Genomic DNA, 25,767 nt, shown 5'->3' on the forward strand with positions numbered 1-25,767 from the left:
ACTGCTCGATTTAAGCTATTAAATAGACTTAGTAAATTTAAAATCTCTACGCAAAAATGCAGTAATCCGCCATATATTATTCATAACGATAAAATACAAAGTAAAAGTGGCCAAAAATCCAAAAAACATAATAGTTTCATTCACTTTAGCAAGCTCAGACCAAATTCCTATTGCAGCCATCATACTTGCAGCAGCACAAATAACTAATAATGACATATGGGATGATAACCCCAAGCGTTGACAAATATGATGCAAATGCTCTCGATCTGGCTTAAACGGCGATTGGCCTTTACGAATGCGACGGATCATGATGCACACCATATCCATCAGCGGCAGTGCAATTAACCATAACGCAGTCACTGGGCGGATAGCCGTTGCTCGCTCACCTTGGCTTGCAACAATCAGTAACCAAATCACAGTAAAGCCGATAAAAATACTGCCAGCATCCCCCATAAACACCTTAAAACGCCGCCCAAACGGAAAGCCTAAATTGAGCATGATGTAAGGCAGCATAGCAGTCACAAGCAGTACACAAAAAGTGGCAAAACTATGCATGCCATGTAGATAAAACAAGATCCCCAAGCCACCGAAGGTGACTGATGCTAACCCCCCCAATAAACCATCTATACCATCTACCATATTAAAGGCATTGATTGCACCGATAACGGCAAAAACCGTTAACAATATGCTGACGGATTCTGGTAAATGTAAGGCATCACTGCCCATCAAATAGCCCAAATTATGTAAACTACGTTCACCAAGTACAATCATTGTCAACGAAATGGCTGCCTGAATTGCAAGACGAAACTTAAAACTAATGTCATAGCGGTCATCAATCACACCGATGACGACAAGAATAAAGGCACACCCAACAAACAATCTAGGTGCCAACAATAATTCAGGCACTAAGAGCAATGTAAGCATAATGGTAAAAAAAACCGAGATCCCGCCTACTAACGGGATCTGACCCGTATGATACTTACGCTCATTAGGTTTATCAACTAACCCTATTTTTTTAGCGATCTTGCGAAACACAAACAAACTGATAAAAGAGATAATAAAAACAAATAAGACGGCGATATCTGCTGACATAAAACTACTCAATAATTATGTAGTATAAAAAGGCTGAAATATAATGTGGTCCATCAATAAAGCTATACAGCCCCATCAAGAAACGAGATATACCCCACTAACACTATCGCCTGCTAAAATCGCTAACGTTAATTTCAGCAAGCAATGTTGGGTAAACTTAATAAGACTAAATATAACAAATAAAGGGTTAGCAATCTAACACAGCAAGCAAAAGATTACTTATTTTAAAAGTAAGACTGTCGCAAAAACTAATAACCATAATATAATCAAATGGGAAGAGAGCACTGAGTGACAAAGTGAATACAAACAAACTCCAACAGACTTGATTATTAATAACTTAAGGATGCTAATTGCAATGCTATTGTAAGAAAAAATTAACATTAATTATAGAGTCAGATTTTAAAAATAAAAAAACAACTTACATGGATATTGCATTATAATTTAATATCTTAAAATTAAAGGTATGTCTCTTCGTACATCTTATTAATAACTCTCCATGTATAACGTTTCTCAGCAATGTCCTTCATGTCAGTAGAAATAATAGCTAATTCATCTGTAGTGGCAAATGATATTTTATCATTAAGTTCTTGAGAAGAAGAAAAATATAATGCTTTATTTTCTGTGCTGTATTGATTGAAATTACAATTAAAGGCAAAAATTGGCTTTTCAAAGTGCATAGCCTCAACTAAAGATGGATTCGTACCTCCTGCAGAATGCCCATGAATATAACCCTTACACTGACTCCTTAACTTATACAGCAGATTTATATCATATATAGGATCAAGTATTTGAATATTATGGTAAACTGAAAACTTCTTTTTAAGTTCTCGACCAAACTCACTAGCATCCCAATTACCAACAAACTTTAATTTCTGTTGACAATTTGAAAATGCTTCTAAGATCATCTGAATATTATTTTCAGGTTCGATTCGGCATAAAGATAAAAAATAATCCTCAACTGGCCCAATATCAACATCATTAATAATCGCATGATCACCACCATAAGCAATAACTACATTGCTTTTGGAATATTCAGCATCAACATAATCACCGATAGCTTTATTATCAGTTATAATCACATCAGAAAATTTTACCGCAATCATTTCAGATAGTTTCAAAAACCTTTTAGCTAGACTGCCCCATTTTTCACGTTTCCATTCTAAACCATCGATATTAGTAACGATTTTAGAGTTTGAAAATAACCGATATATTGGGAGAAACAAACAACCTGAAACACCTAAAATCAGCGTAACATCAGGCCTCTTGAAAAGACAATAAATTAGCGAACAGATATCATATGGAATACTTTGAATACCATTTGCACTTAACGGGATATAACTTAAGCTTGCCCCATTATATTCTGTTAACTTCTCAGCATATGATTTACTTGAACAAAAAACATGATATTTTACATTGTAGCTTGAATAACTAGTTAAATTCTCAACTAATGACTCGAAACCACCATAACACGCTGGTATACCAACAGTACCAATAACTGCAATTTTCTTCATTAAAGCAAATCCTGTTCATACATGTTCAGCGCAGCAATATCTTTAGCTGATAACAATGGCTGACTAGCAACTAATGGCCAATGAATTCCAATATCTTTATCACACCAAAGAATTGATTGCTCAGCAGATGGATTATAGTAGTTGGTACACTTATAAACAAATTCTGCTTCCTCACTGGTTACATAAAAACCATGTGCAAAACCTTCTGGTATCCATAACTGGCGTTTATTCTCAGCAGATAAATACTCGCCAACCCATTGACCAAATGTGGGTGAGTTTCTTCTAATATCTACAGCAACATCAAATACCTCACCACTAACAACTCTAACTAATTTACCTTGAGTATTTTTAGTTTGATAATGTAGACCGCGCAAAATACCTTTTTTCGACTTTGAATGATTATCTTGTACAAAATTAGTCGGCCTACCTGCTACTAGCTCTTCAAATTGTTTCTGGTTCCAGGTTTCCATAAAAAAACCGCGTTCATCACCAAACAACGTTGGCTCGATGATTTTTACATCAGGAATATTAGTATCAATTATCTTCATATGAGTAGTGTATAATTTTTCTTTAATTGTGAATGCAAAGGGTACGTTCCAAGTGAAATAAGCAACTACTATGATTTAAACATAGCCCTTTAAGTTATTTAAAGCCACTTGCCAATTGCTGGGCTTGATACCAAATGACAGCTCAATTTTCTGGCAATTCAATTTAGAGTTAGCAGGACGTTTAGCTAGGGTTGGATATTGGACAGTTGCTATGGCGTTAACTCGTATCCGTTTAGAATTATCATTACTGAAAACGTTTTGCTCATTTGCTTTATTAAATATTTCACAGGCGAATTGATGCCAACTGACATGAGGGAACCCCGCAAAATGATAAACTCCGTAATTGTTATTTCCTTTATGCACAGTTTTTGTTATTAAGATAAGCGCATTGGCAATATCACCGGCATAAGTTGGGCCACCAAATTGATCTGCTACTACACTGAGTTCATCTCGGGTTTGCGCTAAACGAAGCATAGTTTTGACAAAGTTATTACCTGTTTCGCAAAACACCCAAGCAGTTCGTATAATAATATGGCGTGGGCAAGCCGCAGCAACAGCTAGTTCGCCAGCAAGTTTGCTTTCACCATATATTCCTTGCGGTGCAACATCATCAATTTCAATATACTCACCAACTTTATCGCCTGCAAATACATAGTCGGTTGAGATATGTAGTATGGTTGCACCAACACTGTTAGCAGCTTGGGCTAAAAATTGTGCACCATCACGGTTAATAGCATATGAAAGTTCGACTTCTTGCTCTGCTTTATCAACAGCCGTGTGCGCCGCTGCATTAATAATGGCATCAGGTTTGAATTGATTAACCAGTTTGTTTACTGCTTCACAGTCAGTAATATCAAGCTGCTCACGATCTACGGCCAAAGATTTAATCTCTGGCATCTGGTTTAAGAGTTTTACTAGGCTGCTACCTACTTGGCCATTACTTCCGGTGACTAATATTTTCATAGTGTTAAATTGCTAATTATGAGCTCTGAGTGAATGCTGAATGCTGAATGCTGAATGCTGAATGCTGAATGCTGAATGCTGAATGCTGAGACAGAAAACTCAACATTCAACACAAAGCACTCAACACTATTTTAACTGTGCTAAATACTGCCCATAGTCATTTTTAAGCATGGGTTTCGCGAGTTCTTTAAGTTGTTCTGCAGTTAACCAGCCATTGCGATAGGCTATTTCTTCTAAACACGCCACTTTTAAGCCCTGAACGTGCTCAATGGTTTGCACAAAGGAGGATGCTTCATGCAGGCTCTCGTGTGTTCCAGTGTCTAGCCAAGCAAAACCACGACCAAGAAGCTCGACATTTAACTCACCTGCTTTGAGATACATCTCATTAAGTGTAGTGATCTCAAGCTCACCACGATGTGAAGGCTTAACCTGCTTCGCTAATTCCACCACTTTATTATCGTAAAAATAGAGTCCAGTCACAGCATAAGATGACTTAGGTTGCGTTGGTTTTTCCTCAATAGAAATCGCCTTCATATCAGCATCAAATTCAACTACGCCAAAACGTTCGGGGTCTTTGACTTGATAGCCGAAAACAGTTGCTCCCGTTCGGCGACTCGCAGCATTTTTAAGTGTCTTTGAAAAAGATTGACCATAAAAAATATTATCACCAAGCACTAAGCAAACATTCGAGTCACCGATAAATTCTTCACCGATGATAAAAGCTTGAGCTAAACCATCGGGAGATGGTTGAACAGCATAACTTAACTTGATGCCAAAATCTGACCCAGCACCTAATAATCGTTTGAAGCTATCGTTATCTTCTGGAGTAGTAATCACCAATATGTCTCTTATCCCTGCGAGCATTAAAGTGCTAAGCGGATAATAAATCATTGGTTTATCGTAAATCGGTAATAATTGCTTTGAAACGCCACGAGTTAATGGATATAAACGCGTACCAGAACCACCAGCTAAAATAATTCCTTTCATTAAAAATAAGCTCCTAGATAAATAAGCCCTAGGTTTAAAGAAAAATAAGGGCATAAAAAAAGTGGTGAAAAGGATTAAATGCCTAAACGCTCACGTTGATAACTACCGTCTTGAACATGCTGGCACCATTCTTGGTTAGCTAAATACCATTCAACTGTTTTACGTAAACCTGTTTCAAAAGTTTCTTGTGGTTGCCAATTTAGCTCATAGCTCATTTTAGAAGCATCAATGGCATAACGGCGATCGTGACCAGGTCTATCAGTTACATAGGTGATTTGCTCGGCATAAGACGTAGCTTTGGGCACTAATGAATCTAAGATGCTGCAAATGGTCTGGACCACTTCTAAGTTTTGTTTTTCGTTGTGACCACCAATATTGTAGGTTTCACCGACTTTGCCCTCAGTAACTACTTTGTAAAGTGCGCGGGCATGGTCTTCAACATACAGCCAATCGCGGATCTGATCGCCTTTACCGTAAATAGGCAATGGCTTGCCTTCAAGCGCATTGAGGATGACTAACGGGATCAATTTCTCAGGAAAGTGATAAGGCCCATAGTTGTTAGAGCAGTTGGTCACTATGGTCGGTAAACCATAGGTGCGAAGCCAAGCACGCACTAAATGATCGCTTGAGGCTTTGGATGCAGAATATGGGCTGCTAGGAGCATAGGGGGTCGTTTCAGTGAATAGTGGTAATTCTTGATCTACAGCTTTGCCTTCTTGCTCATCCGGGTGTGGCAAATCACCATAGACTTCATCGGTTGAAATATGATGGAAACGAAATGCTGCTTTACGCTCAGCATCAAGTTGCTGCCAATAATTGCGCGAGGCTTCAAGTAGGGTATAAGTACCCACAATATTGGTCTGGATAAAATCGCTAGGTCCAGTGATTGAACGATCAACATGCGACTCTGCAGCTAAATGCATAACTACATCAGGTTGGTGTTGTGAAAAGACTCTATCGAGTTCAGCACGGTCACAAATATCAACTTGTTCGAAGGTGTAACGATCACTTACAGCCACGTTTGCAAGTGATTCTAAATTCCCTGCATAAGTTAATTTATCAATATTAACTACAGCATCGGTAGTATTATTAATTATTTGTCGAACAACTGCAGAACCAATAAATCCTGCACCACCTGTTACTAAAATCTTCATATTAACCTTTGTTATTTAACCGTAAAGCTAGTTGGTATGCTTCGAAAGTTTGTTGAGCAGTATGCTGCCAAGTAAAATTTGAAATAATCATGCTTTTAAAATCAGGATTAAATTCTTTGTTCATGACAGAAATAATACCATGTCTTATTGACTCTACATCACCAGGCTCACAATACTCTGCAAAATCTTCAAAATAAAATTTTGTATCGCCTCGGTCAGTAACAAGTACATTGCAATTCATCATTGCAGCCTCAAGGGATGATAAACCTGGTGTCTCCATCCATGAAATTAACGCATGAGCCTTAGCAACATGGTATAATTCAGCAAGTTCATCTTGATCGACATGATTAATGAACACCACATTAGGGCCCGCTTCACGAACACATTCATCATAATATGCTCTACTATTGGGACTTGGCTTACCTACGATAACTAATTTATAGGGTAAATCTTTTACAGCCTTGATAATATCTAATTGACACTTTCGTATTTCAACACGTGCAGCACTAAGCAAACAGCCCTCAAATTCTTTATATTTACCAGAGAACTTTTTTGAAGAGTCGAAAACAGAGGTATCAACAGCGTTAGCCACCCATAATCCATTAAAAGAATCTAGTTTCATATCAGAAACAACACGCTCAAGTTCTGTCGGACTATTTGGCAAAAGCACGTCTATATTTCGGGCAATAAATTGTTGTGAACGATAATGGCCTTTAAATAGATAGCGCAACATACCAGAATGAAAATTTCTATTTAAAATAATTCTGGCAGTAGTTTTTAGATACTCAAGGGTGTATTCAGAAACATTATTAGCAATCCACTTCTGAAAACCTGTTCGCGTTTTCCGATCACATTCATTATAACTACCCCAAATGGTAGAGAGTACTGTTGGGATAGAAAGTTGTTTTACTTTAAATACATACTGCAGGATATCTTGCGGATTTCTAAGATTAAAAAAATGAATTAGATCATACCCCATAAAATCAGGTTCTTTATCATCTGCAATATCTACTGTAACACCGAGCAACTCTAAATGCTCTTTGGTCTTCAATAACTGTATTGTATCCCCACCTGGCCCTGAAAAAACTGTAGGCCTTGTAATAAAAAGTACTTTCATCGCACTACCTTTGATCATATTTTGCATAGAAAACTTGATTAACAACAAATATTAACGATATGTAAAATGAAATATAAAGATATTCATGAGTAAGCATTGGAACTATAGTTGCCACTAAAATGAAATAAATTAAAATTTTTGTCTTAGATTCAAATCGATGTTTGGTTATTATATAAGCAAATAAACAGGTTGAAATCGAATAGATAAAGAATCCAACCAAACCGAAGTAATAGAGAATAAACATAACACCATTCTCAATATATTTTGTACCAGTACTATGCACTTCAAAATTGGGCGAGTTAAAAGTACCAAAAATTACATTAAAAATATCCATCGAGAAAAAGCTTGAACTAACATTAATCAACATATCAATACGACTTAGTAAAGTTTGTAACGTAAATAATTTAGCATCAAATGAGAACATCCCAAGAAAAATAAAAATCAAAAAAAACACAGGGAGCAAATAAAATAAAGATCTATAAAAAAAAACTAAAATACTCCCAAAGAAGAGTGTTCTATTTATAGAAAATAGCAAACCTAAAAAAGGAAATAATTTCCTGACCTGACTCCTTATATTATAATTTAAAATTAACATTAAAACTGCAAGAGATGCAAATGCCTGTGGAGTGGTAGTAAAGCCCTCAAAGGCATAAACATTTGGCAGCCCCTTGTTAGCTAAGGAAAATAAAAAAAATTGTTCACCTATAATAAGAGATATTAAAGAAGCTATAAATCCTAAATAAAAACACAACCCAATACCAACCTTTACAGAGTTAAAGTACACCCTATTACCAAAAGGATAAGAAACCATAAAATAAAAATGCAAAGATACAACCAAAGGGTATAAATCAACCTTATCACTATCACTTATAATTGCTAAAAAGTATTTCGCTAAAAAAAGTGAAGCAATAAAAAACATAATAAAAAAAATACGTCTATTAACTTTAAAAAAAAATAAATTAATTAATACTAAATTTATGATAGCAAATTTACTTAAAAATCCACCTACTAGTGATGGTGATGCGCTGATAAAAATCAACAGTACAATTACGTAATTTAGTAGCTTATGATGCCCTAACGCCACTTTTTCCATGTATACCGTCCAGAAGACCTTTTGTTGAACTTTTAATAAATCTAAAGTCCCTTTTTTTAAAACCATTAATTAACGAAGATAATATTGCTATTACTATAAATGAGAAGTGTGACAAACTATTACATTCAACAGGCCATTTCCTCTTTAAAATAAAGCTATTCCTAATATAGTAATAATAAGCATTTACGCCTCTATCTAAAGAATTTGATTTTCGAGTGATACTTGATTTAGTTGTACATAATAATTTATAACCAGATTCACGAATCCTTAAAGATAGATCTACTTCTTCCCAATATAAAAAAAAGTCTTCATCAAATAAACCAATTTTTCGAATAAGGTTACGGTCTAATAAAAAACAAGAACCGGCACAATAATCAGTTTCATCTGTACCTTTAAAATTGATTGGCAATACAGTATAAGACTGCTTAAAACCAGTAAGCTTAATTTTGTCGTAAATTAAAACACCCGATTCATCAAAAGTTCTTATCATTACCGCACCAATGTTATTATATTGGTTCTTAGCAAAAACCAACTCTTGCAAAGTATTAACACTAATTTTCACATCAGGATTTACAATTAAAACATCACCGTCTAATTCGTTAGCTTCGAGATAACTGAACCCTAAATTATTTCCCTTAGCATATCCGAAGTTTGATTCATTAAAAATCAGGTGGACTTCTATTTCTGGAAAAGTTTTTTTTACTGAATTTAAGGCATTAGAGTCATCACTAAAATTATCAATAATAATAACCCTAAATTCTTTATAATTTGATTTTTGTATAGAGGATAAAAGAGTTAATACATCCGCAGAACTATTCCAATTTAAAATCATTATATTAATCACATTCGCCCCTTTATTACACGAAGGAATGAACCAACAAAAACTCGTAAGTGTTTATATAGTTTTGCATATTTTGCAGCTTTTAATGCTCTTTGATTTGGCATATTAATAAAAGTTAGGCTACCTAGCTGCTTAGCCAAATAACGCACTAAAATTGTTGATTTTCTCTCAAATTGTGTCACTTGAACTTTAGATAATTGTTCAATATTATAGTCATCAACAGTTATTATATTTTCACTTATCATTTTAGTTACGATAGATTTACCGACCTCACTTCTTGCTAGTACAAGTCCCTGTCCATCTGATTCGGTAAACAAAGGATAACCCCTGTCGTCAGAATGCCATACATCAGCACTTACAATATCGGCAACCTCTCCGGTACCATCTGCACAAAGTTTACATCTGCTTTGGATTGTTGGGCCAAGAATTTCTCCCCAAGAGCGAGAATACTCCATTGTTGTAGCGATACTATTTTGTACTAAAGTTGTTTTTCCCGGCCAGCCTTTACCTCTAAAAAAGAAATTTTCAACGGGCCTATCAATATTATAATTTAAAGCATCAGCGACCTTTCTAACTCCAAAACGGCTAGGTGTTCCTGCACAAAAGAAACTGACAACTAATTTAACAGCATTTTTTACGTTATTGTCTATTGACATTAAATTACGTAGAGCTACGCAATCACACGGCTTACCAACAAATGCAATCCTTTTGTTAGGATTATCGCTTAAAGTCTGCAAAAAATGCTCCAATGGTGATGCAGGACTATAACGTGATCCTGTAGCCTCAAGTAAATCATCTCTAGACCTGCTGACTTTAGATATATTCTCTAGCGGATTATGCTTATCGACGCCTATCTGAATAACAATATCGACTATATTATTATCCAGCGCATAAAGTAGCGTTTGAGTAACAATACCACCAGATGAACCTAAATAGCGGATCTCTTTATCATTTGAATGGCCAATATAACATTGCTCAATTGGACCCCAGATTGGGTGGCTAAAATTAGTTTTTATACTTGCCTGATTTATGCCTGGGCAAACCATTTTGAAAATAGCCTGCTCATGTCTGTTCAACTTGCTGCTACATACAGGACGATTATATTCTAATTTATTAATAATAATTTTATCAGGAAACATTGATGAACACAGACCACAGCCTGTGCATAAATCTTTCTTTAAAACCTTCTGAATCACATCCATATTAATATTTTAACATCCCTTCCAAAGCATCTGTATATTTTCCAGTCAACTGATTCTTTTTATCTGTTGAACCTTGAAGCTCTAACTTTATTTTTTTGCGATTAATGAAATGGTCAATATTCATTTTTATTGCATCTTGCAATGATAATTCTTTAGCTTCTAAAACCTTACTATAACCCAAAGTCGTATATAAGCCCTTAAATTTACGACTGTAAGCATAAGGAGTAACAGGTACACCACTTGAAAAAGCTGCAATCGTAGCGTGCATTCTTGCACCAGTAAAATACTCAAAGTTACTTATATAATTTTTCACCTCAATAGGATTAGTAAATCTTGGAGCTACAATACAGCTTGGAAATAATTCAGCAACTTCGTTACAGGCAGTATAATCATCTTCAATTTGCTGAACTGGTGAAGTAGCGATTACATGAGAAACCAAATGAATTTCAACGCCTTCAATTGATAAGAAATTCTCTATTAGCCCCTTAATATAATCTTTATAATTATGAGCCAATCCAAACTGATTATCTCTTGTATATCCGCCATTCCAAAGTAATCCAGAAACATTAATCCCAACTTTAATCTTATCTGTAATTTCATGAACAGTAGAATAAGGCATAGATAATGCTACATCAGTGCCTAAATGACAAACACCAAACGCTTTACCTACCTGAAAGCTGATATCATCCCTTGCAAATACTAAATTTGTATTTCTGACAATAAATCTAGATATCATTCCAGCAAATTTAGATTTAAATGGACCAATTGTTTGAGGTGACAAAACGGATTTACGAGCAAATACTGCATTAACGATTTTAGTGAATACTTGAATAAAAAATCGGCGATTACCATATATATCAGAAAAACTATCACCAGCCCCTATATCTAAAACCAGATCAAAATCTTTTATCATTTTAATATACGATTTTAACTTTATAGGGTTAGTAATCAACTCTTTAACGCTTATTGTTATATGCTCAAATTTTCTACCTATTTGAAGCTCTACTAACTCTTTATTCGTCTCACAAGTGACTTCATTATCACCAATAGTAAAGAACTCGGCATCAATTCCTAAATTTCGGCAAACCTGATTAACTAAAATCATATTACCTATAGAAAGAGCACCAACACCTAAATTACCTGAAGATACATTATGCCACAAAAAACCTATTTTTACTTTCATTTAATGATTCTCAAAAACAAAAACAAATAACCCAATAGAACTATTGAATAATATAATATTATGCCATACACAATTATGGAAATGTCTAAACCGTAAAATAGACCAAAAATAGTCAATGCAAAAAAGGCTGTCAAACCTAGCAATTGAACTACGACTCTTTTTTTAATCCTTCCTGTTACAACCATGTAAATTCCCAGACAACTAGATATCCATTTCAAGGAAATGGGAACAAACATCAGCGGTAACAAATATGAATACGCGACATATTCCTCACCTAAAACAGCTAAGATCAAATACTTATCAAATACACTTAATAGCCAAAACAATAAAAAACTAATAACTATAAAAAACGCGGTTCCAATAAGTAAAGATTTATGCTTACCTACTTTTGCTTCATTAGCTATTTCTCTAAATATAACATTAACCACAACAGCAGATAAAGTACTCAATCCATTAGTAATTCGTGTGTATGAGCTATATATACCGAATATTGAATTATAATACAAACTAACTAAATATCCATCCAATACCTGCCAGACATTAGTCAATAAGAAATCTACAGTATAGCTAAATTGCTTCGAAAGTATTGCAAAACTCCAACAATAACTCAAAGAGAAATAACTAGACAACCTAAGCTTATATATTATAAAAGTAAAACTTAATACTCTTGATATAAAAATACAAAATGCAAAAACCGTTAAACTACTTTTACTCAAAACAGCAAAAAGACATAATGAAGTAAAAATCATATTATTTAATAATGAAAACTTTAGCTCATCTGCAAACTTACCTTTAGCCCGCATATCCGTTAATATGAAATCATAATATGCATTTATTATAAATGACATACCGACTAGCAACACCACATAGTTAATAGAAAAGATAAAGGATATAATCAAGCAGACAATACAAAAAATCGTAAATAAAAACTTTAAATTAATATTTTCTTTAGTTTCAACATCGTCTGTTATTGCAACACTTTTAAAAAAACGCTGATGGACGCCCAAATCAGAAACAAGAGTGAGAATACTACCTGCTAATAAAGCAATACTTAACTCACCAAATAAAACGGGACCATATATTCTTGCGGCTATTAAATAAACAACTGTATTAGCAACTAATCGAAACGAAAATGAAAATCCCGAGTATGCATAATTTCTTATCATACCAATAATTCGAGTATTCTTTTTGACGCCATCCCATCACCATAAGGATTATGTGCAAAACTCATTATTTCATATTCACCACTATTTGTAAGCAATATGTTTAATTCCTCTACAATTTTGGAGACTTCTGTTCCAACTAACTTAACGGTACCCGCTTCTACTGCTTCAGGCCTTTCTGTGGTATCACGCATGACTAATACAGGTTTACCCAGTGAAGGGGCCTCTTCTTGAATGCCCCCCGAATCTGTCAAGATAATATGGCTGCGCATCATCAGATAAATAAATGGTAGGTACTCTTGCGGCTCAATTAAAATAATATTATCGAAATCAGCTAAAATGCGGTTCACAGGCTCGCGAACATTGGGATTTAAATGCATCGGATAAAGAATCTGCACATCAGGATTGGCTTTAGCGGTGATAGCTAAAGCTTCACAAATTCGTTCAAAACCACCGCCAAAACTCTCACGCCGATGGCCAGTGACTAATATTAACTTCTTTTCTTTATCTAAGAATGGAAACTGTAACGCAAGCGTTCGCTTAAGATCTTCATCCTTTTCAATTTTATTTTTCACCATCAATAACGCGTCAATAACAGTATTACCCGTTACGATGATATCCTCAGTTCCAAAATTCTCTTTGATTAGGTTTTGTTTGGATGTTTCAGTAGGTGCGAAGTGATATTTTGTTAACACTCCCGTTAAACGTCGATTAGCTTCTTCAGGCCAAGGCGAATAGATGTTACCAGTTCTTAATCCAGCCTCTACATGACCGACTTCAATTTGTTCATAGTATGCTGCCAAACTAGCCGCAAAAGTCGTTGCGGTATCACCATGAACAAGCACAACATCAGGTTTAAATTCTTGCAGAACTGGTTTTAACTCAAGCAAAATACGGGCGGTAATATCGTTTAACGTCTGCCCAGCCTTCATCAGATTTAAATCATAATCTGGGGTGATATCAAATAATGACAAAACTTGATCTAACATCTCCCTATGCTGAGCCGTAACGCATACCTTCGCTTCAAAACGATGATCTAAGGCTAATGCATGTACCAATGGCGCCATTTTTATTGCTTCTGGCCTAGTACCAAAAACCGTAAGAACTTTCTTTTTTATCATTACTTCACACCTAATTTAAAATAATTTCTAAAAAGAAATTGAAATACTACACTTTTATATCTTAACCTTTTAAAGCTGGCTGAGACACTTTTTATCCATTTTGAGACAAGCAATCTTGTTTCTAAGTAAGCGTTATCACTTGTAAAACTAAGGTTTTACCTTTTTTGGCACTTTTCTAAAAAAACTCGCAATAGGCAGACAAAAGAAAACACTAGGCTATATTATTTTCTAATAAAATGCCTGACCAATACCAACATCACACCTAAGATACCGCCGAGCATAGTGCCTAATACGCAAATTAATGCACGTTTAGGTTTAGCCTTTTCTTCTGGTGCAAACGCAGGGTCTATGGTTTTAAACACATATTCATCGCGTACTTCGGCAAACATTATGGTTTTAGCTTGTTCTTCTACTAGCTTATACAGAATGGTTCTAATATCAGCGACATTAGTTAAGGCGATTTGCTTATTTAAAAATTCACTGCTGCGATTGGCTTCTGCTACGTCGCGCTCTTTCATCACTTTATTAATATCTTCAATTAACCAAGTGACCCATTGCTCTGCAACCGTTGGGGATAAATGTTCTACGGATAGCGTCACCATTCCCGTTTCTTTATCACTATTTGCAGAAAAGATTTTACTAAATTCTTTATAAGCTTCCTGCATTGAGGGTTCAGGTTTAAAAGGTGGCTCAACTTCACGCACCCAAGCATTGCTGGCTTCACTATAGGCATCTTCATCATAGATAACTTTATCTTGATCTCTATCCCACTTTTCAGCCGCCATTAAATCAGCAAGGATATTGTGTTTTTGGATAAAATCGCTGGTAAATTGACGGGATTTTAATACTTCAATAGCAAGCTGGGTTTTATCGGTACCGCCCTTAGCCCCTAAATTTACCCCAGCGAGGCTGGCTAAGCCCCCAAATTGCGAGGCCAATGCACTTAAGCCCCCACCTTGTTCTTCACCCGCTGGGGCTAATAAGGCTTCGGACTTATAGATATTGGGTTGCATTATTGCAAATACCACAGAAGCAATAGCAAATAGTACTGTAATAGCAATAATTAACCACTTGCCTTGCCAGATAACCGAAAAAAGCTCGCGGAGATCTATTTCGTTTTCCTGCACTTGAGGAAATCTAGCGTCGGATTGGTATGTATTTGGATTTTGAGTAATTTGTGTGTTCATTGGTTCTTCAGGTTCTAGGCCCTAGGTGCTAGGCCCTAGGAAAGCTTAAAGATATTTAAAGAAGGTGTTAGGAAAAGCAGAGCGCTGCGCTTCTAGGGGCTAGCACCGAGAGCGAAGCGTCCTAAGTGCTAGTTGCTAGGGCCTAGAGCGAGCTTGCGAGCGTTCTAGCAGCAGCGCTTTTTGCTGCGTCCTAGAGGCCGAAGGCCGTCCTAGTTTTTAAGTACTTTTATAATCTGCGGACTCTTCTCGGACACTGCCTTTTCGTATTTTTATCAAAGAAGCAATCATTGCTGAAATTTCTTTAGCCTCTTTGATAAGAGTCATTCCGTTTTGCTTGTCTATCACGCCAATTTCTATCGCAATATATATCTGAGTAATCAGTTCCCCAGATGAGCCTTTTGCAAAATAAAGAAATCTTGCGGACTCTGCATTCGACTCACGTTCCTCCCCCTCAGCAATGTTTGAGGGAATAGAAACTGCCGCTCTGGTCATCTGATCTCTGAGCCCATAATCTCGGCAATTTTTAAGTTCCTTATATACATCACATGAAAGGCGACAAGCGCGTTTCCAAACATCCAGTTGTTCGAATCGCATTGGGGCTCCTTAAAAGCAGAAACTAGGACGCTGCGCTTCTAGGGCCTAGGGCCTACATGCAGTGGCGTACTAGCAGGCCGAAGGCCGTTCTAGCGCCGCTAATCCTTGATAGCAAAAATCAAAAATTACCGCGTATAACTGCTGGCGGATGACAACTTCTAGCAATGGTTCGTCCAGATTCAAATAATCATGCACCAACACATTACGCATGCCGATTATCTGACGCCAAGGCGCATTGCCTTTAAGTAAGCCTGCGTTATTTAAAATATCAAAGGCTTGATAGGCCTCCAATATTGGACGTTGATTTACTTGTTGCGCCCAATGTTTGGCAATACCAATTGCTGACTCAATGCTTATTTGCATTAAACGTTGTAAAGCTAAACGCTGATATTTATCAAGTGGTGCCTGCAAAAAGTGGTTACGCAATTCTTCTAAATCACTTTGGCACTGCTGCACATGGACACGCATTGCCGCTAAATACCCGTCATGTTTTATGTTATCGCTCATGTATCACCCACTGCTGTAGTTTTTACCTGCTGTAGATAGTCGGTTTCATATCGCGACATGATTTTCCCCACACCTTGCAGCATTAAACCTCGCTCACGGCAATACCAAAGGGTATTGGCTTGTAGAACTTCGATACCAAGCAGAATGGGTGCTTGCATAAGGTCAATCACCGACAATTGGCCATCACGTAGCTGTAAACTTTGCTGCCAATCCAGTAGAAGCATCTCGGGACGCATACGCCGAGCAAAAATATCTGGCTCAAAGGAGGTAAACTGCACAGCTAAATCTAAATCACTGTGCTCATGAGCCAATCCCTTAGCGTGCGAACCGTATAGCCAAAGCGCGTTTATTTGCTTATCTGCATCAGCCAATTTCAACAACTGCATCTTGCAACGGTTAAATTCTTGCTCAGTCATGGTACCTCCGTGGAAAAGCAGAGCGATTGCTAGAAGCAAGGGCGCTTCGCTGCTAGCAGCAGCGTTTTGTACTGCGCCCTAGAAGTTGCGGAGCAACGCCCTCAAACTTTGCTACAGCCCTGAGATTACAGACACTGCGACAGCTGTGTTGTAGATAATCCCAGTGACTTGGCTCCAAAGTGTTAGGTTATCTTTATATTCAGTATCTAATGGTACAACTATGGTATCGCCTGGTTCCATGGCACTTCCGCCATTAAACCAAAAAGATGATTCAGGCATTTGGACTGAGCCATCAGCTTTCAGTACATAAGAGCGTGATTCATCGGCACGTTTACGTGCTCCGCCGGATAAAGCGAGATACTGGTCGAAAGTTAAGCCTTGCTTATATCTGTGCGTACTAGGGTGTTGAACTTGACCCATAACTGAAATCGTTTGATTGGTCGGTGGAATGTACAAAGCATCGGCATCCTCAAGCATAAGGTTTGCGCTATCAATCCCTAATTCTATGGCATTAATATCAACAACTAATCGACCTACCGTTTTGACATTCTCGAGCTCATTGAGCATCTGCTGTGAATCGTTATAGCCAATAGTTGGCGTATCTTTGGTCAACGCTTTCGCAGCTATCTCTCGGCGCAATTCATCTGCGAGTTTTGATAACTCAAGCTGCTCTTTATCCTTTACCGATTTACGTAAAAATACCGCACTGCGAGGAGCCGCATCGCTCGTTAAGCCGCCAGCACGAGCAAGAACATCCTTTAAGCTTTCACCGCGTTGAATGCTGTAGGTACCGGGGAACTTGACTTCCCCTTTAATGGTTACCCAACGAGTATCTTGCCAATCTGGAAGGGTGCGAACAGTTAGAATGTCGCGGCTTTGTAGCTTAATATTTGCAGATGGATCATTTTGCATTACGCGGTCTAAGCTCAGCTGCACATGCTCAACTGACACCCCATTTTGCTCTGATACTTGTTGGCGAGTTAATTCCGCTGCAAGTGTATAAGCGCCTTCCTCTAAACCACCGGCAGCGATAAGTAGCTCTTTAACATCAGCATTAATCGTGATGGGATATTGGCCAGGAAAACGTACATTTCCATTAATACTGACCAACTTAGCAGCATCGCCAAAACGGCTTTGTTCTCTAAGTTTTTGAATTATTGGCTTTAGTAACGCTTCGCGGTCTGCATAATCAAACACTATGATTGAATCACGCGGATTCAATTGAGGATTGTAATGTGATTTAGGCTCACCTATTGCTCGTCCGAGGGCAATCCGCTCAACTTGAATATCGCCGCGCTGATTTATTTCACGTACTAGTAAGGCATAATCTAAATCAGCAGAAATGGTGAGATCCCCCCAAATTGAAGGAAGTAAATCCGCAACTGTCAGACCTTTCGTCCATTGATACTTACCAGGTCGAACGACAGCACCAGCGACAGTAATCGCATTATCGATACGGCTTGAGGCCGATCTTACATTTAAAAGATCACCATTTTTAACTAAGGTGTTTAAACCCGCATTTTCGGTTAAATCAACACTGATTACGGTTTTAACTGATTCGTTACTGAAACGTTCAACCGTACTTGCTTTAGGATAAGCGCCTGGGTTTAGACCACTCGCCATGCGAATAACATCGGCCATTGTTTCATTATTTTTGAGTTCATAAATAGCGGGACGACGAACCTCCCCCATCACACTTACTGAACCACCTGAAGAGGGAATGAACACGACATCACCAGATTGTAAACGAATATCCCCAGAGGCATCCCCGCGAAGCAGAAGATCATATAAGTCTAAGTGGCCTACCGTTTTGCCAGCACGCTTAATTTGAATGTTGCGTAAACTACCAATTTGGTTCACGCCACCAGAGATAAATAGGGCTTGAGTAATTGTCGATAAACTTGAAACTGTGTAAGAGCCTGGTTGGAAAGCATCACCAGCAACGAAAATACGGATTGAGCGTAATTCGCCCATAGTGATATTTGATTCAATGCCGATCATGCTTTGGCTAATCTTTTGCTGTAATAATTCGCGCACCTCAGCAAAACTCAAACCAACTAGCGATATAGGCCCTAAATTAGGAAACTGAATGGCACCATCACGGCCCACTGTTAATGTGTATTGGTTATTTTCTTTACCGAACAACTGAACATTCAGACTATCACCAGGACCAATCATATACTCAGCGGGCACAGGCACATCGCTAACTGGCGCAAATGTACTTGGTGAACCCGCAAAGAGGTCGTAGCCAAAACGTTTGAGTTGATTTTCTTTCTTGTCTTCGATTGCCTCAACCGTAGATTCTGACTTAGTCGCTTGATTTAGCTGGTCGCTTTCCGATTGGTCAACCACGTTATTTTTCGCCGCGCGCGGAGTCACTACTGTAGGATTTTCAACAACTGTCGCTGTAGCAGCGGCCCCAGTTATCATTGAAGGGTCAACACCATATTGGCGTGCTAATCTTTCTTGTTCAGACTTAGGTAATGCTTTGAACTGCTCGATCATCTGCGGAGATGGCGTAATGGCATTAGCCTGCGCGCCCATCAAAATCGCGGCACTTATGCCTAGTATGATGAATTTTTTGACTTGTCGTAGCACCAGATATCTCCGTTTATAAAAATGGGGGCAAAACTTATTTTTTAGAATTTAGATGTAGCACAATTCGTTCTACATTTGAGCAGTAAACAGCTTGAAGTCTTTACATAAACTGAAATACATAATGCCTTTCAGGCACGCTACCGCCCATAGATTGCGGCTTCTATATTGCCCTTCGCGATGCGAAAATTCATATTTTTCAAGCAATAAAGCTATAGCATTCTTTACTGTAAAGAATGGTAAGGCTCTAATCCTTTAGTATTCCTAGCGAGTAACATCATCAAACTTTTGAGAAAACACGCCGAGCAATTTCTACTTTGGGTAAGCAAAAACAAAATAGCTTAACTAGACTAATTATCGTATTCGCCTCAATACCCACTTTAAACACTAAGCTAGCCTCCACTGTGGGCTAGCCAGATAATTAAAACATTATCACAACATTGAGTTTTACAAGTTTACTGTAAACTTTCAGTTTTAGCTGGTTAATTAACAAACAAAAACAAGCTGCTTGTTCAAATTTCAAACATCAGTTTGCAACCAAACAAGACAACAACTTCAAAATAAACCATTGATTTATAATGTCTTAAATGACCTACATAAATTGCAGGCAAAAAACATGAACCGCAAAAATAGCTAATATCCTACAAACACATCATCGTAATTCTTACAATGTCGCTTGCATCACTTACTTAACCGCAAACTCTTTCAACGCTTTGCTCTGGCACTGTAACTGTCTTTATTTGTCCCATAATGTTGAATAGAACATGACAACGCTTATTGGGGCATTTTTCTTGAAAAATACCTTCTAGATCAACAAATGGCCCATCTGTAAAACGAATTTTTTCCCCAGTTTTTAGCTCTAATGCTTCGGCTAATACCGTTTGGGAAGGCGTTAATTCTTTCATGCGAATGGCATGGATAATTCTGTCGTCAATGGGCGTCATTTTTTCTTGACAATTAACGATTCGATTCACACCACGAGTAGAGTGGACCTGCCTAACGCTTGTTTGGCTTGGGTCGAAATTGATGAATAAATAATTAGGGAATAGTGGTACACGACAGACCTGTTTCCGCCCGCGTTGAGATTTCTCTTCAGAGACCATAGGTAAATACGTCTCTAAATTTTGAAGTGCTAAGTTTTGTTGCGCTCTCGCTTCACTACGAGGCTTACAATACAAAAGGTACCATGCCTTCATACGCTAATCTCACTACCCTATTTTAAGTGACGTCCATTCACGGGTCGCAATCATAGCAAAGATGCTTAAGTCGATGGAAGTAGTTTTTCGCCTATTCCAGCCTCTCGCTCGGTATGCATACAACGCCTACTTACATTAGCGAGTTCACATCTAAAATCACAGCAACACTATATTGCTGATAATGTCACCACTTAGCTTACCAAAATTGACTTTGGTTGCTTTTAAGGGGTATATAAGGTGGGATTTTAGCGAAAATACTCATTTTACAGCTAAATACATTACTTTTATTATAAGAACGTAACAATAACCCATACGTAACTAGCGGTTATTCAACAATTAATGAATGCATTTGTGTTAATTGATTGCTGATTAAACCAGCAGGCGATATTGGGACGAGCAACAACCATTTTTCTGTGGTGACATCATCCTGTTTCAGGGGCCCACAGGCAATCACGAGCTTAAGGTGGAAGACTTCATGAGCGTAGCAAAACCACAAGGAACGATGCTTGGGCATCCTAAGGGATTGTTCCTGCTGTTTACAACAGAACTTTGGGAACGTTTTAGTTATTATGCAATGCGCGCCATTTTGGTGCTGTATTTAGTTGATAAAGTACAGAGTGACGGCGGGCATGGTCTAGGTTGGACTCAAGCTGAAGCATTATCACTTTATGGTACCTTCACAGGTTTAGTTTACTTAACGCCACTTATCGGCGGCTGGTTAGCCGATAACATTTTGGGCCAACGTAAAGCCATTTATTTGGGTGGTGCTTTAATGGCTGCCGGCCAATTCTTACTTGCCGCGCCGCATAGCTGGATCCCAGGTTTAGAAACAACGGTGTTCTATATCGGCCTAGGCACTCTTATCTTAGGTAACGGTTTATTTAAGCCAAACATCTCCACTATGGTGGGGGATCTATACGAAGAAGGCGACCACCGTCGTGATGGCGCATTTACAATTTTCTACATGGGTATCAACTTAGGTGCTGCACTTTCAGGCTTTATTGTGGCTTGGGCTTACACTAGCTTCGGACACGCGGCTATCGTAGACGGACAAGAAGTATTTGTTAACAACTGGCAAGCAGGTTTCTTCTGTGCTGGTGTAGGTATGATCTTCTCTCTAATTATCCAATTCTTGTTTGCACAGAAGTATTTAGGCGATATAGGCAGAGTGCCAGCCGCTAAGCTTGAAAAACAAAAAGCGGAAGAAAAAGGCGAAATACGTAAAGAACCACTCACAAAAGTCGAGCGTGACCGTATTAAGGTCATCATGGTAATGGGTTTATTTACTATTATCTTCTGGGCTGGTTTTGAACAAGCGGGCGGTTTAATGAACTTGTTCACTAACGAGTTCACCGATCGTATGGTCGGTACCTTTGAAGTTCCGACAACTTGGTTCCAATCATTAAACGCTATCTTTATCGTATTATTTGCCCCTGTGATTGCTTCTATCTGGATCCGCTTAGGTAAGAATGAGCCTAACTCGCCAGTGAAATTTGCACTTGGTCTGTTTCTACTCGCGATCGGTTTCCTATTTATGATAGGCGCTGTAATGCAGATGGGCGGTGATGCATCAGTCAAATCGAGCATGTGGTGGTTAGTGGGCGCTTATTTCTTCCACACTATGGGTGAACTTTGTTTATCACCTATCGGTCTGTCTATGGTGACTAAACTGGCTCCACTGCGTATCGCATCTTTGATGATGGGCGCTTGGTTCCTATTCGTTGCTGCTGCCAACAAGATTGGCGGTGTGGTTGGCTCATTCATCGGCCATGGCGGTGCAAAAGAAGAACAACTGGCGAATGCAATGGCGATCTTCTCTGGCATTGCCATTACAGCGGCACTTTCAGGCATTATTCTGTATTTTATGGCTGATAAATTAGTGGACTGGATGCATGGCGCTGAAAGCAAGCATCAGACTGAAGCTGAAATATTAGAAAGTGAAATTGCTATAACTGCTGAGCATGAAGCAATAAAACGCTAATTAGCTATTCGACCGTAAAAACAAAAACGCCTTACTACCAATAGTAAGGCGTTTTTCGTTGTGTCTTGTTTGAACTGAATACTAACTTCATAATTACGTAAGCGACGAGCTAAAGACTCAACTGGAGGAAACCACCTTCGGGCATTGCGGCATCGTAAACCAATCCCTTAAATTTATTATCAAGCAAAGCCTGTTTATGTTCAGGCTCACTGGTCGCAATACACAACTGCTCTTGCGGTAAAATACTGCGGAACTGAATGCTCGGCTTACCCCAATCTAATACGCCCAGCTGTAGGCTCTCTGAAAGCGCTAGCGGGCTTAATCCCTCGTCATTACGCAGATAACAACGCAGTCCCTTCCCAGCCTGTGCGATAGCAGCACGGTACTTAGTTAGCTCAATAGAGACATAAATCATATCCGCTTTGATATCGAGCCCCGATTTAACTAGACGTTCGTTCAAATAGCTCATCATATTGAATGGTTCAATAATGCTTTGGCTTTGGCCATTTCGAAAATCTTTAAGCTTCTGATTAACAAAACTTCTCAGCAGAACACAGGCAAAAGCGGCTCGATTATCTTCGGGATATAAATGCGCCATATACATGATCAAGTGATCAGTGCCGACCATTGTTGAATCAATAAAGTAACTGCTAATGTCACTATTTTTATACAAACTGTAGTCAACTTTGGCGGCAGGGTAACTGATGTTTGAAGCGGGGAATAATTGTTGCTGCACTTGCTTGGCCGCGGCAACACTTTGCTCAAGTAAAGCGAGGTTATCACTTAACTCTTGATGGGATAGGGCTTCAAAATCCGCGGCTTGGGTATCATCAATGTAGGAATTATGCAGGCTTTGCTTAATGGCTTGTTCGATGATGAATAAATCGGATACTGGCTTAACGAGATAATCACTGGCGCCAATCCTTAGGGCTTCAACAACGTCAGCCATGACATTATTACCTGAGATCACAACTGAAGGAACCAGTGGCGCTAACCTTGTCATTTCCTTAAGCATATCGAGCCCACCAAGCTTAGGCATGCTTAAGTCTGCAAGAACAACATCAAAGTGCTGCGATTTGAAAAATGATAATCCTTCTTCACCGTCACAGGCTTGTGTAACTTGCGCGCCTCTACTATCAAGAAAGCTTGCAACAATCTGTCTAAACACAGGATCATCTTCAACTAAAAGAACCGCGACACCATTTAACGCCATAAAAGTTCCTGAATAGAATTCATCGCATTGCCATTACTCAAGTGAACATACCGATAACGTTATTCGATAAGGCGAACACTTGCATACTAAAGACAAATGCTGTCAAGTACGGCCTATTGGTTACTCTAGCTCCTGCATATACTGTTCGAGTAACTCATCATCATCTTGTTTTTGAGGAACATTACCATCATAGACTTTATAATCCATGTGTTGTAAATACGCATCTTTGACAAAGGCATAGGGATCGAGTGCATTATCAACGAGTCGCTCTTGATCGATCGCAGATGCTCTGGAGTGAAGATTTTTAAGTCCCCATTTAACAATGGTTTGCCACATTGTTAGCTCAGACAAGGGAAAGTATAGACCATCAACCCAATCAGACGCGAGTTCTCGCACGACATAAGGACCCGCAAACGGTGCCATGAAATAAGGTCCATTGGGTACGCCATAATAACCAAGCACTTCGTTAAACTCATCTTGCTTACGGCTCATGCCCATCATATCTGCGACGTCAATGACACCTAATAGACCAACAGTTGTGTTAATCGTAAAGCGTCCACCCGCATTCGCCGCCCAGCCCCACTTTCCCTGCAGCACGTTGTTTACTAAGCTGCTCGGTTCTTCTAAATTCTGTACAAAATTATTGATGCCCGTTTTAGCAGGCATAGGAACGTAATCGTTGTAACCATGGGCAACAGGACGATATAAATATCTATCTAAATAGAGATAGTTAAAATCCCACATCGCACGGTTAAAGCCTTCGAACGGGTCGCGGGGATCATCATAGGTGATTTGTACCTTAGCAGGGGTTTCCTGCGGAATGGTATCTGATACGGGTACTTCAGCCGCTTGCACTTTAGGCAACAGCAATAACCCCAAAGATAATCCCATCCATTTTAACTTCATATCGCTCTCTTAATATAAATTTACAGCTTAGGCAGCAAGTTTTCGCTAAAGTGACAATACAAAAATGACGATATAAAGATAATTCGTCTTAGTGGCATACTATCCAGTATGACAGTTCCGTTGTCACAAGGCGCATAAGCATACTTGGCAAAAAAAATTGGTCAATTGTTAATTTTACAAAACGAATGTATCGCCGAATAAACTACATAAGGTCTATAAATGGAGTCGATTCCACTTGTTAGCAGTCAAAACCCGCAGTTACATACTGCGACGACCCAAGCTGATGCTCTCAATGCTTCTCCGCGCCCTATTCCAGCTCAGGTGCAAACCTCGCCTGGAGGAGATAGTATTATTCTAAACGGTACAGAATATAATTTAAAGCTTGTTAACGCTCAGCAGCGGCAAATATTATTGACAGCGAATACTTTTCTCGTCACGCCCAATACGCAATACACTCCTCCGACAGCTGCAGCGACACAAGATACCATCAGCCAACTGCTTGCCTTAGCCACGCCTATTACGCTGAAAGTCCCTGAGGCTGTTATTAATTTGGCGCAACAAAATGGCATATCTCAGGCGCAGCTTTCGGCTCTTGCGGCTCGAACTCAAGGCTACCCATTACCGAACGTCACAATTATTAACAAAGAGTTTCAATTTGCTAATGGCACTGTTGTAGCACAAGATTCTGGACCTCAGCTGAATCAAGGAGAATTCTTAGCAAAAATAACCTTTCAGCAAGGGCGACCTATTTTATTACTCACCCCAATCCAGAGCAAACTCGAAATCGTTATTGGGGCGCCAGTAAATGAAACTCAGGTTCCCACAAATAAATTATCTTCTGACATGGTGATCGCCAAAGTTGAACCGGTTCAGATCATCGCTTCCTTTTTAAAAAAACTTGAAGCTATCGTTTCTTTACCTGAGCCGAAAAAACAAACTGCTGCGACAAAGGTAGATACGCCGGCAACTATGCTAAGCGGTAGCACAGCTCAACTAGAGAAGTTAGATACGAGTACAGAAGGCGTCAAAAACAAAACAACAAACGATGCTGGCATACCGCTTTCGAATACCAATAAAGGGCCTGTCACGAACCTTAACAGCTCATTAGGCTCTTCAAGTTCACTCAATTCACAAACGCAGGCAACGCAGGCAACGCAGGCAACGCAGGCAACGCAGGCAACGCAGGCAACGCAGGCA

General features: G+C 38.7%; 22 protein-coding genes and 1 pseudogene. 2 read left to right on the forward strand and 21 right to left on the reverse strand.

All coding sequences use genetic code 11. The features are described from left to right. Positions 1 to 18: 18 nt before the first annotated feature. From wecA to rfaH, 19 genes are all read right to left on the reverse strand, one after another. The gene (wecA, locus tag FW758_RS16170; protein WP_446445917.1) at positions 19 to 1,092 is read right to left on the reverse strand and encodes a UDP-N-acetylglucosamine--undecaprenyl-phosphate N-acetylglucosaminephosphotransferase; all 1,074 of its coding nucleotides are present in this window, start codon (positions 1,090 to 1,092) and stop codon (positions 19 to 21) included. 455 nt (positions 1,093 to 1,547) lie between these two features. Further along, complete coding sequence (locus FW758_RS16175; protein WP_446445918.1) at positions 1,548 to 2,603, reverse strand: DUF1972 domain-containing protein; 1,056 nt, start codon at positions 2,601 to 2,603, stop codon at positions 1,548 to 1,550. After that, positions 2,603 to 3,151, reverse strand: a complete 549-nt coding sequence (gene rfbC, locus FW758_RS16180; protein WP_446445919.1) for a dTDP-4-dehydrorhamnose 3,5-epimerase — start codon at positions 3,149 to 3,151, stop codon at positions 2,603 to 2,605. The genes FW758_RS16175 and rfbC overlap by 1 nt, the downstream gene beginning before the upstream one ends. Positions 3,152 to 3,226: 75 nt before the next feature. After that, on the reverse strand, positions 3,227 to 4,114 hold the full coding sequence (rfbD, locus tag FW758_RS16185; RefSeq protein ID WP_446445920.1) for a dTDP-4-dehydrorhamnose reductase: 888 nt from the start codon (positions 4,112 to 4,114) through the stop codon (positions 3,227 to 3,229). 126 nt (positions 4,115 to 4,240) lie between these two features. Then, complete coding sequence (gene rfbA / locus FW758_RS16190; RefSeq protein WP_446445921.1) at positions 4,241 to 5,101, reverse strand: glucose-1-phosphate thymidylyltransferase RfbA; 861 nt, start codon at positions 5,099 to 5,101, stop codon at positions 4,241 to 4,243. A 74-nt stretch (positions 5,102 to 5,175) separates the two neighbouring features. Further along, on the reverse strand, positions 5,176 to 6,255 hold the full coding sequence (gene rfbB, locus FW758_RS16195) for a dTDP-glucose 4,6-dehydratase (RefSeq protein ID WP_446445922.1): 1,080 nt from the start codon (positions 6,253 to 6,255) through the stop codon (positions 5,176 to 5,178). A 1-nt stretch (position 6,256) separates the two neighbouring features. Continuing rightward, positions 6,257 to 7,372 carry a glycosyltransferase family 4 protein gene (locus tag FW758_RS16200; RefSeq protein WP_446445923.1) on the reverse strand — a complete coding sequence of 372 codons (1,116 nt, stop codon included), beginning with the start codon at positions 7,370 to 7,372 and terminating at the stop codon, positions 6,257 to 6,259. 4 nt (positions 7,373 to 7,376) lie between these two features. Then, a complete protein-coding gene (locus FW758_RS16205; RefSeq protein ID WP_446445924.1) occupies positions 7,377 to 8,465 on the reverse strand; it encodes a hypothetical protein in 1,089 nt (362 codons plus the stop codon). Further along, positions 8,437 to 9,309, reverse strand: coding sequence for a glycosyltransferase family 2 protein (locus tag FW758_RS16210; protein ID WP_446445925.1), 873 nt, complete (start codon positions 9,307 to 9,309; stop codon positions 8,437 to 8,439). The genes FW758_RS16205 and FW758_RS16210 overlap by 29 nt, the downstream gene beginning before the upstream one ends. Beyond that, the gene (locus tag FW758_RS16215) at positions 9,306 to 10,508 is read right to left on the reverse strand and encodes a Coenzyme F420 hydrogenase/dehydrogenase, beta subunit C-terminal domain (protein WP_446445926.1); all 1,203 of its coding nucleotides are present in this window, start codon (positions 10,506 to 10,508) and stop codon (positions 9,306 to 9,308) included. Before FW758_RS16215 ends, FW758_RS16210 begins: the two co-directional genes overlap by 4 nt. A 1-nt stretch (position 10,509) precedes the next feature. After that, complete coding sequence (locus tag FW758_RS16220) at positions 10,510 to 11,691, reverse strand: polysaccharide pyruvyl transferase family protein (protein ID WP_446445927.1); 1,182 nt, start codon at positions 11,689 to 11,691, stop codon at positions 10,510 to 10,512. Then, entirely contained in the window at positions 11,688 to 12,857 is a 1,170-nt protein-coding gene (locus FW758_RS16225) for a hypothetical protein (protein WP_446445928.1), read from the reverse strand. The genes FW758_RS16220 and FW758_RS16225 overlap by 4 nt, the downstream gene beginning before the upstream one ends. Further along, the gene (wecB, locus tag FW758_RS16230; RefSeq protein ID WP_446445929.1) at positions 12,854 to 13,975 is read right to left on the reverse strand and encodes a non-hydrolyzing UDP-N-acetylglucosamine 2-epimerase; all 1,122 of its coding nucleotides are present in this window, start codon (positions 13,973 to 13,975) and stop codon (positions 12,854 to 12,856) included. Before wecB ends, FW758_RS16225 begins: the two co-directional genes overlap by 4 nt. Positions 13,976 to 14,196: 221 nt before the next feature. Next, positions 14,197 to 15,162: a Wzz/FepE/Etk N-terminal domain-containing protein gene (locus FW758_RS16235; protein WP_446445930.1), complete on the reverse strand. Its 966-nt coding sequence runs from the start codon at positions 15,160 to 15,162 to the stop codon at positions 14,197 to 14,199. 216 nt (positions 15,163 to 15,378) lie between these two features. Continuing rightward, positions 15,379 to 15,756, reverse strand: coding sequence for a four helix bundle protein (locus tag FW758_RS16240; RefSeq protein WP_240129361.1), 378 nt, complete (start codon positions 15,754 to 15,756; stop codon positions 15,379 to 15,381). A 69-nt stretch (positions 15,757 to 15,825) separates the two neighbouring features. Next, on the reverse strand, positions 15,826 to 16,263 hold the full coding sequence (hepT, locus tag FW758_RS16245; RefSeq protein ID WP_220777718.1) for a type VII toxin-antitoxin system HepT family RNase toxin: 438 nt from the start codon (positions 16,261 to 16,263) through the stop codon (positions 15,826 to 15,828). After that, the gene (gene mntA, locus FW758_RS16250) at positions 16,260 to 16,679 is read right to left on the reverse strand and encodes a type VII toxin-antitoxin system MntA family adenylyltransferase antitoxin (RefSeq protein WP_311898031.1); all 420 of its coding nucleotides are present in this window, start codon (positions 16,677 to 16,679) and stop codon (positions 16,260 to 16,262) included. The genes hepT and mntA overlap by 4 nt, the downstream gene beginning before the upstream one ends. A gap of 111 nt (positions 16,680 to 16,790) precedes the next feature. Next, positions 16,791 to 19,277 (reverse strand): SLBB domain-containing protein, encoded by a 2,487-nt coding sequence (locus FW758_RS16255; RefSeq protein ID WP_446445931.1) that lies wholly within the window; start codon positions 19,275 to 19,277, stop codon positions 16,791 to 16,793. A gap of 686 nt (positions 19,278 to 19,963) precedes the next feature. Next, entirely contained in the window at positions 19,964 to 20,470 is a 507-nt protein-coding gene (rfaH, locus tag FW758_RS16260; protein WP_006085591.1) for a transcription/translation regulatory transformer protein RfaH, read from the reverse strand. A 475-nt stretch (positions 20,471 to 20,945) separates the two neighbouring features. Here rfaH and FW758_RS16265 point away from each other — a divergent pair, with 475 nt between their 5' ends. Further along, positions 20,946 to 22,451 (forward strand): peptide MFS transporter, encoded by a 1,506-nt coding sequence (locus FW758_RS16265; protein ID WP_446445932.1) that lies wholly within the window; start codon positions 20,946 to 20,948, stop codon positions 22,449 to 22,451. 109 nt (positions 22,452 to 22,560) lie between these two features. Here the strand turns inward: FW758_RS16265 and FW758_RS16270 are convergent, their stop codons facing one another. Continuing rightward, entirely contained in the window at positions 22,561 to 23,664 is a 1,104-nt protein-coding gene (locus FW758_RS16270; RefSeq protein ID WP_311991493.1) for a response regulator, read from the reverse strand. A gap of 120 nt (positions 23,665 to 23,784) precedes the next feature. After that, positions 23,785 to 24,570, reverse strand: a complete 786-nt coding sequence (locus tag FW758_RS16275) for an MlaA family lipoprotein (RefSeq protein WP_446445933.1) — start codon at positions 24,568 to 24,570, stop codon at positions 23,785 to 23,787. Positions 24,571 to 24,789: 219 nt separating this feature from the next. On the opposite strand from FW758_RS16275, the pseudogene FW758_RS16280 reads away from it, so the two are divergent. Beyond that, a pseudogene (locus FW758_RS16280) lies at positions 24,790 to 25,767 on the forward strand (flagellar hook-length control protein FliK); the annotation flags it as partial.

This window comes from Shewanella sp. 1180_01 (assembly GCF_052850535.1).